The organism is Galbibacter sp. (assembly GCF_035306585.1).
Classification (GTDB): domain Bacteria; phylum Bacteroidota; class Bacteroidia; order Flavobacteriales; family Flavobacteriaceae; genus Galbibacter.
This window is the reverse complement of the sequence record NZ_DATGNU010000068.1, coordinates 1-9,452: the sequence shown is the minus strand read 5'-3', so window position 1 is coordinate 9,452 and position 9,452 is coordinate 1. Positions and strand designations below refer to the sequence as shown.

Here is a 9,452-nt window from a genome sequence, read left to right as displayed (position 1 = left end):
GTACCGGGAATGGGAATCGAACCCACACGCCCTAATGGACACATGGCCCTCAACCATGCCTGTCTACCAGTTCCAGCACCCCGGTGAATGGTTGGCAAAAGTAAAAAAAAATATGATCAAATGCTTAACTTTTTTAGCTTTAGTGTTCGAGGATCAATTTTAAAGATCTAAGAAGGGTTTAATGAGGTGGTTATGTAGCGCATCGCTATGACACCGCCACCATATAAGATGAAGTTTTTTACCTAGTGACCTTGTGATTTTTCAGCTTGAATAAATTACCGTATTTGATTTACTTCTGCTGTTCGAAAAAGGAAGCTTCTTTGATAAGCGGAGTTTCATATGGTAAAGGTTGAGGTGGATTTGGAAATATTTCTCCCGTAATCCAGATGGAAGTAGTTCCATCCTCTAATGTTATCTCATAAACCTTGGAAACCTTGATATGACTTCCTTTTGGAATTTTTTGAATTTTCGTTCCGTTTGAATCCTTCGGGTGAAGACTTAGAAAATGATCGGCGGTGATCCCACCATTTTTGTTGTATTGATAATAGTAAAGCGGCTTACTTGTAAAAAAGATGTTATTACTGAAATGGGCATAGGTTGGATCCGCTGAAATATCTTTTAGGTTGGAATTTCCACATGCCTTAAGTAGCATACCAAGAGTAATCACTAAAATAATGATAGTTGATTTCAAGATTTGATTTTTCATAACAACCGTTTTTTAGATATTCCAAAGTTATGAAAGCTCACTTAACCAGGTGGTTTTACCTATTTACAATGCATCTACAAAATTGTATTTAAGCGCTACAAAACGTCTACCATTTGCTCCTAAAGCGAAAAACAGTTCTAATTTCTGGATGCTTTAGAAGGGTAATTTACTTAAGTCAACATTTCCCCCAGAAATGATGACGCCTAGTTGTTGATTTCTGTATTGATCTTTCTTCTTTAATAAAGCAGCTAACGCGACCGCAGAAGAGGGTTCGCAAATAATTTTCATGCGTTCCCAAAGAAGCTTCATAGCATCGATTATTTCAGATTCTTCCACACGAATAATTCGAGTTACTTCGCGCTGAATAATAGGAAAATTAACAGATCCAAGTTGCGTTTTTAAACCATCGGCAATGGTGTTTGTAGTAGTATTGGACTCAATTTGTCCACTTTTCAAAGAGCGATACGCATCATCGGCCTCTATAGGCTCCCCTCCAATGACCTTACAGTTCTTTCCAAAGTGTTTCACTGCAATGGCGGTTCCAGCAATCAGACCACCCCCTCCGACAGGTGTAAAGATAGCATTCAAATTCGGATAGTCCTCCAAGAATTCTTTCCCAGCAGTAGCTTGACCCAGAATGACATTTAAATCATTCGATGGATGTATAAAGGTGGCTCCTTTGGTTTGTACCAGTTGCTTTGCTGTTTGTTCTCGGGCTTCTAATGTTGGCTCACATTCGATAATGTGTCCACCATAGTCTTTTACAGCATTCTTTTTAACTTGGGGAGCTGTTTTAGGCATGACTATATAAGCGCAGACACCTAAACGCTGTGCGGCAAGCGATAATGCTTGGGCAAAATTCCCTGAAGAATGTGTCACCACTCCTTTGTTTTTTTGATCTTCTGATAACTGCATGATAGCATTGGTGGCACCTCGCATTTTAAATGCCCCCATCCGTTGGAAGTTTTCACATTTAAAATACAGATTTGCGCCAGCGATTGCATTGATGAGCCGGGATGTTAAAACGGGTGTTCTGTGAATGTGTGGCTTAATCCGATCATGTACACAACTCAAAGAATCTTTATCCATAGGAATTACTTTTTTAGTTGTTGCAGGTTAAAAACAGTGCCCGCGGGATCCTGAATCCAGTGCATCCCCTGGGGTAATTTCTCTAGCTCATCACAGGTGGCTACATCATGGGATTTTAAATATTCTGTTGCTTAGTTGAGATCTGGAACTGTTAACTGTAACCAAGTTTCTGAATGCGTATAATTATCTACGCAATCCAGCCATAGTATAGTATCGCCAAATTTGACCTGATGTGTTCTTGATACCGTCGGATTGTCGATTGGTTTTTCTGTCACCTTGAACTTCAGGATGTTTTTGTAAAAATCAACCGTTTTTTCGTATTTATTTTTAGGAATCTTAATGGCAATGTTAATTCCCGGTGTAAATTGTTGGTTCATAGTTCTTAATTATTGCGTTACGCTAAAGATACGAACTAGGCTCATAGGTTCTGAAAAAAGGACCTTCTATTAATTTTAAGACTCTTGTAATGCTTTATGTCTTTCACCCCAAGTGGCCAGTGCTTCAATGATCGGTTTTAATTCATAACCGACTTGGGTTAGTTCGTATTCAACGCGCGGAGGAACTTCAGCGTAGACCGTTCGGGTAATTATATTGTTGGCCTCTAACTTTCGAAGTTGAAGGGTAAGCATCCGTTCGGTAATGTTGGGTATGCATTTTTTTAGCTCTCCGAATCGCAGTTTTCCAAAGATTAAATAACAACAAATCGCTAGTGACCATTGGCCACCGATTATCTGTGAAGCGTAGAGCTCTGGGCATTCTCTTGCCAAGGCTTTTTTGTTGGCAAAATTGGTAGAAGTTTCCTTTGTTTTCGACATTACTTACATTTTTGATAGTACCTTACAATTGGCTGTTTACCTGTAAAATTACTGTTTTGTATTTAACTTCGTGCCTTACATTTAAAATTGCACACAAAAATGAAAATATTAGTCGTTGTTATTCACCCCGATATTCATAGCTCCGTTTTCAATAAACGATGGGTAGAGGAGCTCCAGAAATTTCCAGAGGAATTTCATCTTCACCAGTTGCATCAACGCTACCCCGATGAACGGATTGACGTAGAGGCTGAGCAAAAACTCTTAGAGAAATTTGATAAAATTGTATTTCAGTTCCCATTCTATTGGTTTAATTGCCCTCCATTTTTTAAAAGATGGTTAGATGAGGTATTGACCTATGGGTGGGCTTTTGGTAAGAATAGTGGTTATAAATTATCAGGGAAAAAGATTGCTCTGGCCCTGAGCATCGGTATTGCTAAGAAGGAATATAATAAAGGAGAAAAATATAAGTACACCATGGAAGAATTACTTCGACCATTTGAGTTGACTTTTGATTATATCAAAGCAGACTACCAACCGTTCTTCGGCCACTATGGTATTGAACTAAATAGTTCAGACCATGCCGTTGAGCAGAGCACAAAATCTTACTTGGAATACTTACGGCAGTTTTAATGGATCCTACTTTGAAATAGTAGGCTTTGCTTTGGAGTAGCCAATGGCCTCATCACTGCATTCTAGCGCATAAAACTGATAGAGCATGCAATTGAAGGAGGGAAGAATATGGCTTTCTGTTAATTTTTTTAACATTTTTTTGACAAAAGAAGTATATTTAGCGTAAAATACGAATCAGTGAGCAAACGTCAACTTCGCGCGGAAAAAACTTGTCTGAACTGTGGATATAGGGTAGAGGAGCAGTACTGCCCAAACTGCGGACAAGAAAATATAGCAGTTAAGCAACCATTCCACCATTTGTTTGCAAGCTTTTTTAAGAGCTTTACCAGTTACGAGAGTCAATTTTGGAAGACTATAGGCAATTTGTTGTTTTCTCCCGGTACACTCACAAAAGAATATGTCCAAGGGAAGCGTCAGCAATATGTTCCTCCCGCCAAATTGTATATTTTCATTTCTTTTTTCACTTTTTTTGTATTATCATTTGTTGGGGTAAACACCAGCATTCCAAGTAAAGACCCTGGCCAGAGTGAAGTTTCCACTCAGCCTGTTAATAGTCTAAAGTTTTTAAGAAGGGAGGCCTTGGCCCGCCCTGGACTATCACATGAAGATTCCCTTACCATTAATCGTATCTTTTCAGAGAACGCCCCTTCGAGTTACCTTGATAATGAATTGGAGTCCATGGTAGCACATGGTGATTTGAGAGACCTAACAATAGGAAATGCACATACCATGGAGCAGTACGATTCCATTATGGAATCCAACGCTTCTTTGACAAGAAGACTATTTTATCCCTTTGCTAAAAAGATTTTTGAATTCAAGGAGCAAGGACTTGAGATAAAGGACATTGCAAAAGGATTTGCTGTAGTCTTTATGAAGATGCTTCCTAAAGCACTTTTCCTATACCTTCCTTTTCTTGCCTTTATCCTTTGGTTGTTTCATAATAAAAAGAATTGGTGGTATTTTGATCATGGCGTTTTTACCTTGCATTATTTCTCCTTCCTACTACTTGTTGTGGCTATTTTTATGCTTTTTAATTTGCTTGATCCTTTACTGGGTAATTATGCCATTTATAGATTTATAAACGCTCTACTGCTTATAGTCGCCTTCACCTACGGTGTTCTTTATTTTTTTATGGCATATTACCGCTTTTATGGGAATGGAAGTCTAAAGAGTTTATTTAAAGCGTTATTTCTTTTTGTGGTCAATGGTTTTACTTTTACCTTTATGATCCTATCACTTATAGGAATCAGCCTATTGATGGTTAACTAGTTATAACGTGTATTTTTAGATGAAGTAGCAAAGCACTTTTTAGCTATATAGCGATGAAATTCTAAAATATCCCCTGAGGAGCCATACCGGTATTTAGTAGTATGGCATCCCATTTTAATCCATTTATTTTTTATAAAAAAGAGGAGACCCTTAGGTTGTATCGCCTCACCTTAGTTTACCGATAATACACTCTAGAGAGCGAATTGACTCAGATGAGGATCCTATAAATGGATCAAACAGATCATATTTGACTATAATTTTTTTTAAAATAAGATTTATGAGTAACCCAAATAATGAATTATACGTAATTACAGGAGGCCCTGGGGTAGGGAAGACAACCCTCATTGAAAGACTTAAACAGGCAGGTTATAGTACTGTGGAGGAGCAAGCACGAAAAATCATCAAACACCAGATGAATATTGGAGGTAATGGCCTGCCATGGAGCGATAAAGCGTTGTATGCGCAGTTGATGTTCCAGGCTTCGGTAAGGACTTATCACCAAGTCACTTTTGCAAACCATGCAACTCCCATTTTTTTTGACAGGGGAATTTTGGATACCGTTTGTTATATGACCATGGAAAAAATTCCATTATCAAGTGAACAGTTGATGGCTTTAGAGCAAGTCAATTACAATAAAAATGTCTTTATCCTGCCGCCGTGGAGAGAGATTTACCGAACGGATAAGCAACGCAAGCAATCCTGGGCAGAGGCTGTATTGACTTTTCACCAGATGAAAAACACCTATTTACAATATGGGTGTAATGTGATTGAAGTCCCAAAAGTTTCAGCTTTAGAAAGGGCACATTTTATTCTAGAGCACATGAAGGATCTCCATAATCTAAAATAAGGCGGTATCATTTTATGTTACCAGATGTCATACACAAGGGAAATTCATGTTCTTTACACCTGTCTTTCCACCGCTGGAGAATCCACCTTTAGAAACTGCCCTAACAACAACCCATCCTATTGTAGGTCTTTTAAAAATAACTTTAAGGAAGTTCCATACTTTTTGGCAATCCTTGGTGGCTTTGTTTCTGATAATTGTCTTTTTCTAGAGGTTACCAGTTCGTTTACTTGAAGCTGCTGTTTTTTGCTTACTGTTTTGCACTATAGCAAGGATTATAGCTTCCCTCTAATTGTCCGCGCAAACGCGTAAAAATCTTTAATGAAAATTGAAAAATTGGACTCAATATTAGCGTGTATATAAAAGTAACCCAAAACACTGGACCACCAAGAAGAAATCCGATAACCAGCACGATGAGTTCTACTACGATTCTCGCATGAACTACGGACCACTTAAATTTATCTGCAATGGAAAGCATAAACCCATCACGAGGTCCAGCACCGATACCTCCAGATACATAGAGACCACCGCCCAATCCAGTTAGGGAAATACCCAAAAGCAGCAATAGGTAGTCGGTCCAATTATTACTGGCCTCAGGAAGGATGTCTAGCCACAGGAAAAAATCCATAATTGGACCAATGAGCAAAGCGTTAAGAAATGTTCCGATGTTGACATATTTTCTATTAACCATTAACGAGATTCCGATGAGCATTAAACCCACCACAATGCTCCAGGTCCCAATACTAAAACCAAAGTGCTCAAATAATGCCACATTTAAAACATCCCAAGGGTGTAGCCCTAAATACTTAACCTTTACGGAGAAAGCAACTCCCAGTCCAAAACATATCAGACCGATAAAGTAAAAGGAATAACGAATGCTATTAGACTGCATGGTTTTTAAACTAGAAACTTCCATCATACAATTTTGAAAAAATAAATCTGCAAATTACGGAAAATCAAAGGGATTTACACTCTTTGAATAGAAGTCTTTCTTTGGATGGAAGTATGCTCAAATTTAATACATAGTGATGTATCCTTTTTAATGTTATTTTAAAAGGGGAACACTATTACAATTTAACTATAGTTAATTTTCCACTATCGTGGTCATTACTGTGCGCAATAGAGACGTTAGGCTTTCGAGTTCATCTTTTGATAAGGATTTAGAGACTTTTTTTGTAACGCGTTCTCTAAAGTTTTCGGAATTATCAACAATGAATTTTCCATTTTCCGTAGCACTTAAATTGAAAATTCTACGGTCGAATGAAGATTGCTCCTGAGAAATGAGATTATTTTTAATCAAGAATTTAAGGTGCCTTGAAATCGCAGGTGGACTGATGTTAAAAGCCTTTGCTATTTGTTTTGCTGTACATTTATCGTGTCGATAAATGTACTCAATAATATTGTAGTGGGTAGCGGTAACCCCGTTAACCTCTCCTTTGCTCATGTTTGCTAATATAAAACACTGCAACTCGGTAAATATATCATAGAATTTTTGTTCGCTTTCCTCCATATTTCAAATTTAGTTAACTTTGTTAACTATTACCAAAGTTAATAAATGTGGCCAATATTATAATAGCGAATGCAAGACAAAATAATTTAAAGAATATTTCTGTACAGATACCCAAAAATCAAATTACGGTATTTACTGGTGTTTCTGGCTCAGGAAAATCATCCTTAGTTTTTGAGACAATAGGAGCAGAGGCACAAAGGCAATTCAATGAAACACAGATAAGTTTTATCAGAAACCGTTTGCAACACATAGGTAGGGCGGATGTGGATAAAATCGACAATCTGAATGTACCAGTGATTATAAACCAAAAAAAATTAGGAGCAAATGTAAGATCAACCGTTGGAACAGTGACCGATGTATATGCTTCATTGAGATTGCTTTTTTCCCGAATGGGTAAGCCATTTGTGGGCTATTCCAATATATTTTCTTTCAATAATCCTATGGGGATGTGCAAAACATGTCAAGGGCTTGGTTTTGTACAGACCGTCAAAGTTGACAACCTTATAGACAAACAGCGGTCCTTGAATCAGGGTGCCATTATGTTTCCAACTTTCCAGCCAGGAGGTTACCGTTTATTGAGATATACGATGTCTGGCTATTTTGACAATGATAAAAAGTTGGGAGATTATACCGCCGAAGAATGGGATTTGCTTTTGAACGCCCCAGAACATAGACCGAAAAACCCTGATATAGCCTGGGGAAAAACAGTAAAATATGAGGGTATAATTCCTCGAATAGAAAAAGCGTTTTTAAAGAAACACTCAAAAGAGCACACTATTCGTAAAGAGGCTTTAAAAAATATTATCGCAACAAAACCCTGTCCGGTATGTAATGGAAAAAGATTGAGTGAAAAGATTTTGTCCTGCAAAATAAACGGTAAGAGTATTGCGGATTGCACCGCATTTTCAATAGAAGAGCTTCTTGAATTTGTTAGTTCGCTACAGTCCAGAAATTACGATGTAGTCCTTGCTGAACTCAAAATAAAGCTTCAAAACATCGTAAACATAGGATTACAATATCTGACGTTGGACAGAAGAACTGATACCCTGTCCGGTGGAGAAAGTCAAAGAATAAAAATGGTGAGAAACCTCGGGAACAACCTAACAGATTTGCTCTATATTTTTGATGAGCCGAGCATCGGACTTCATCCTATGGATTTAAAAAATATTTCTTCAATTATCCAACAAATAAGAGATAAAGGAAATACGGTATTAATTGTAGAACATGACCCCGATTTGATTAAAATTGCAGATTGGGTTATTGATATGGGGCCACAATCGGGAAACAAAGGTGGAGCGATTGTCTATCAAGGCACCTTTGAAGGATTAAAAAAATCGAAAGGGAAAACAGGTTTGTACTTCGCAAAAACACCTAGCATCAACAAAACACCAAGAAGCGCTAAAGGATTTTTAGAGATCCAAGACGCTAATTTGTATAATCTTAAAAATGTCAATGTAAAAATTCCCAAAAACGTCATGACCGTAGTGACAGGAGTAGCTGGTTCGGGCAAGAGTACATTGATTAACAAAGTACTGCCTAATTTCTATAAGGAAATAACGATTATTGACCAGTCTTTATCGGCGATGAGCAAACGTTCTAATCTACTAACTTATCTGGGATTATCGGATAGTATAAGAAAGCGGTTTTCGATGGCAAACAACGTTTCCGATAAGCTTTTTAGTAGAAATAGTCAGGGTGGTTGTAGGAATTGTAAAGGAACTGGCATTGAAAAAATTGATTTGGCCTTTATGGATGATATTGAGCAACCCTGCGAAGTGTGTCGGGGCAGTGGGTTTGAGTCAAAGGTTTTAAAGTATCGTTACAATAGCAAAAACATTATAGAGTTAATGGATATGACTGTTCAACAGGCGATCGATTTCTTTTCCGATAACTTATATACCAAGCCTTTTGAGATGTTGGTCAAATTGGGTTTAGGCTATCTTACCTTAGGACAGCGGTTAGACAGCTTTTCTGGAGGGGAAAGGCAACGCCTTAAATTGACAAAAGAATTGAAACACTCCAATAAAATAATTGTCCTAGACGAACCAAGCACAGGGCTGCATCCAAGCGATACTGAAAAGCTATTGGATTTTATGCATACTTTAGTTGAGAATAATAATACTTTAATTGTCATAGAGCATAACCTTGATGTTATTGCACAGGCGGACTGGGTCATAGATATTGGTCTTGGTGCTGGGAAATACGGCGGAAATATAGTGTTTACTGGAAGGGTATCTGACTTATTGAAAGATAATATTTCAGTAACGGCTAAATACTTAAGGAAACATTTGGATAAAGAAAACAATATAAATTAAAAAAAAACCATGTGGTAGCAGTTGGCTGTATATGACTTTTTTTGTGAACCCATTGGTACGAAACTCGAACTCTTTTTTGGAAGATTTGAGGCGTTTGAGCCAATTGAAAGAAAGTCCACTCCAAAAAGATATCAATAAGCGTTTTTTCTAAACTAAGAATAAGTTTTTTCTTTTTAAACTATATTAATTTCCTTATGCACTTTTCCATTATTCACAGGATAATGGAAAAGTGTTATTATTTCTAGCGTTGTAAAGCCTATCATTTTTGTCAAAA

10 protein-coding genes and 1 tRNA gene are annotated in these 9,452 nt (G+C 37.5%); 4 read left to right on the top strand and 7 right to left on the bottom strand.

Going from position 1 to position 9,452, the window contains the following annotated elements:
* Position 1: 1 nt before the first annotated feature.
* The 5 genes from VKY50_RS07180 to VKY50_RS07160 all read right to left on the bottom strand — a co-directional run bounded on the left by VKY50_RS07180 (position 2) and on the right by VKY50_RS07160 (position 2,610).
* Positions 2 to 85 (bottom strand) — tRNA-Leu (locus tag VKY50_RS07180).
* Positions 86 to 289: 204 nt separating this feature from the next.
* Complete coding sequence (locus VKY50_RS07175) at positions 290 to 706, bottom strand: hypothetical protein (protein WP_324300323.1); 417 nt, start codon at positions 704 to 706, stop codon at positions 290 to 292.
* A gap of 153 nt (positions 707 to 859) precedes the next feature.
* A complete protein-coding gene (locus VKY50_RS07170) occupies positions 860 to 1,795 on the bottom strand; it encodes a pyridoxal-phosphate dependent enzyme (RefSeq protein ID WP_324300321.1) in 936 nt (311 codons plus the stop codon).
* 131 nt (positions 1,796 to 1,926) lie between these two features.
* Complete coding sequence (locus VKY50_RS07165; protein WP_324300319.1) at positions 1,927 to 2,172, bottom strand: hypothetical protein; 246 nt, start codon at positions 2,170 to 2,172, stop codon at positions 1,927 to 1,929.
* Positions 2,173 to 2,247: 75 nt separating this feature from the next.
* Positions 2,248 to 2,610: a winged helix-turn-helix transcriptional regulator gene (locus VKY50_RS07160; RefSeq protein WP_324300317.1), complete on the bottom strand. Its 363-nt coding sequence runs from the start codon at positions 2,608 to 2,610 to the stop codon at positions 2,248 to 2,250.
* Between the two features lie 99 nt (positions 2,611 to 2,709).
* Here VKY50_RS07160 and VKY50_RS07155 point away from each other — a divergent pair, with 99 nt between their 5' ends.
* From VKY50_RS07155 to VKY50_RS07145, 3 genes are all read left to right on the top strand, one after another.
* The gene (locus VKY50_RS07155) at positions 2,710 to 3,240 is read left to right on the top strand and encodes an NAD(P)H-dependent oxidoreductase (RefSeq protein WP_324300315.1); all 531 of its coding nucleotides are present in this window, start codon (positions 2,710 to 2,712) and stop codon (positions 3,238 to 3,240) included.
* A 177-nt stretch (positions 3,241 to 3,417) separates the two neighbouring features.
* Positions 3,418 to 4,509: a DUF3667 domain-containing protein gene (locus VKY50_RS07150; protein ID WP_324300313.1), complete on the top strand. Its 1,092-nt coding sequence runs from the start codon at positions 3,418 to 3,420 to the stop codon at positions 4,507 to 4,509.
* A 277-nt stretch (positions 4,510 to 4,786) separates the two neighbouring features.
* The gene (locus VKY50_RS07145) at positions 4,787 to 5,356 is read left to right on the top strand and encodes an AAA family ATPase (protein WP_324300311.1); all 570 of its coding nucleotides are present in this window, start codon (positions 4,787 to 4,789) and stop codon (positions 5,354 to 5,356) included.
* Between the two features lie 247 nt (positions 5,357 to 5,603).
* On the opposite strand, the gene VKY50_RS07140 is transcribed toward VKY50_RS07145, so the two are convergent.
* Together VKY50_RS07140 and VKY50_RS07135 are read right to left on the bottom strand one after the other, a co-directional pair.
* Positions 5,604 to 6,272: a YczE/YyaS/YitT family protein gene (locus tag VKY50_RS07140; RefSeq protein WP_324300309.1), complete on the bottom strand. Its 669-nt coding sequence runs from the start codon at positions 6,270 to 6,272 to the stop codon at positions 5,604 to 5,606.
* A 165-nt stretch (positions 6,273 to 6,437) separates the two neighbouring features.
* Entirely contained in the window at positions 6,438 to 6,863 is a 426-nt protein-coding gene (locus VKY50_RS07135) for a MarR family winged helix-turn-helix transcriptional regulator (protein ID WP_324300307.1), read from the bottom strand.
* A 47-nt stretch (positions 6,864 to 6,910) separates the two neighbouring features.
* Here VKY50_RS07135 and VKY50_RS07130 point away from each other — a divergent pair, with 47 nt between their 5' ends.
* The gene (locus VKY50_RS07130) at positions 6,911 to 9,178 is read left to right on the top strand and encodes an excinuclease ABC subunit UvrA (protein ID WP_324300305.1); all 2,268 of its coding nucleotides are present in this window, start codon (positions 6,911 to 6,913) and stop codon (positions 9,176 to 9,178) included.
* Positions 9,179 to 9,452 lie beyond the last annotated feature (274 nt).

Excerpts from the sequence above, each read along its gene's own strand:
- VKY50_RS07175 (WP_324300323.1), bottom strand. The coding sequence starts at position 706 with ATGAAAAATCAAATCTTGAAATCAACTATCATTATTTTAGTGATTACT.
- VKY50_RS07170 (WP_324300321.1), bottom strand. The coding sequence starts at position 1,795 with ATGGATAAAGATTCTTTGAGTTGTGTACATGATCGGATTAAGCCACAC.
- VKY50_RS07165 (WP_324300319.1), bottom strand. The coding sequence starts at position 2,172 with ATGAACCAACAATTTACACCGGGAATTAACATTGCCATTAAGATTCCT.
- VKY50_RS07160 (WP_324300317.1), bottom strand. The coding sequence starts at position 2,610 with ATGTCGAAAACAAAGGAAACTTCTACCAATTTTGCCAACAAAAAAGCC.
- VKY50_RS07155 (WP_324300315.1), top strand. The coding sequence starts at position 2,710 with ATGAAAATATTAGTCGTTGTTATTCACCCCGATATTCATAGCTCCGTT.
- VKY50_RS07145 (WP_324300311.1), top strand. The coding sequence starts at position 4,787 with ATGAGTAACCCAAATAATGAATTATACGTAATTACAGGAGGCCCTGGG.
- VKY50_RS07140 (WP_324300309.1), bottom strand. The coding sequence starts at position 6,272 with ATGATGGAAGTTTCTAGTTTAAAAACCATGCAGTCTAATAGCATTCGT.
- VKY50_RS07135 (WP_324300307.1), bottom strand. The coding sequence starts at position 6,863 with ATGGAGGAAAGCGAACAAAAATTCTATGATATATTTACCGAGTTGCAG.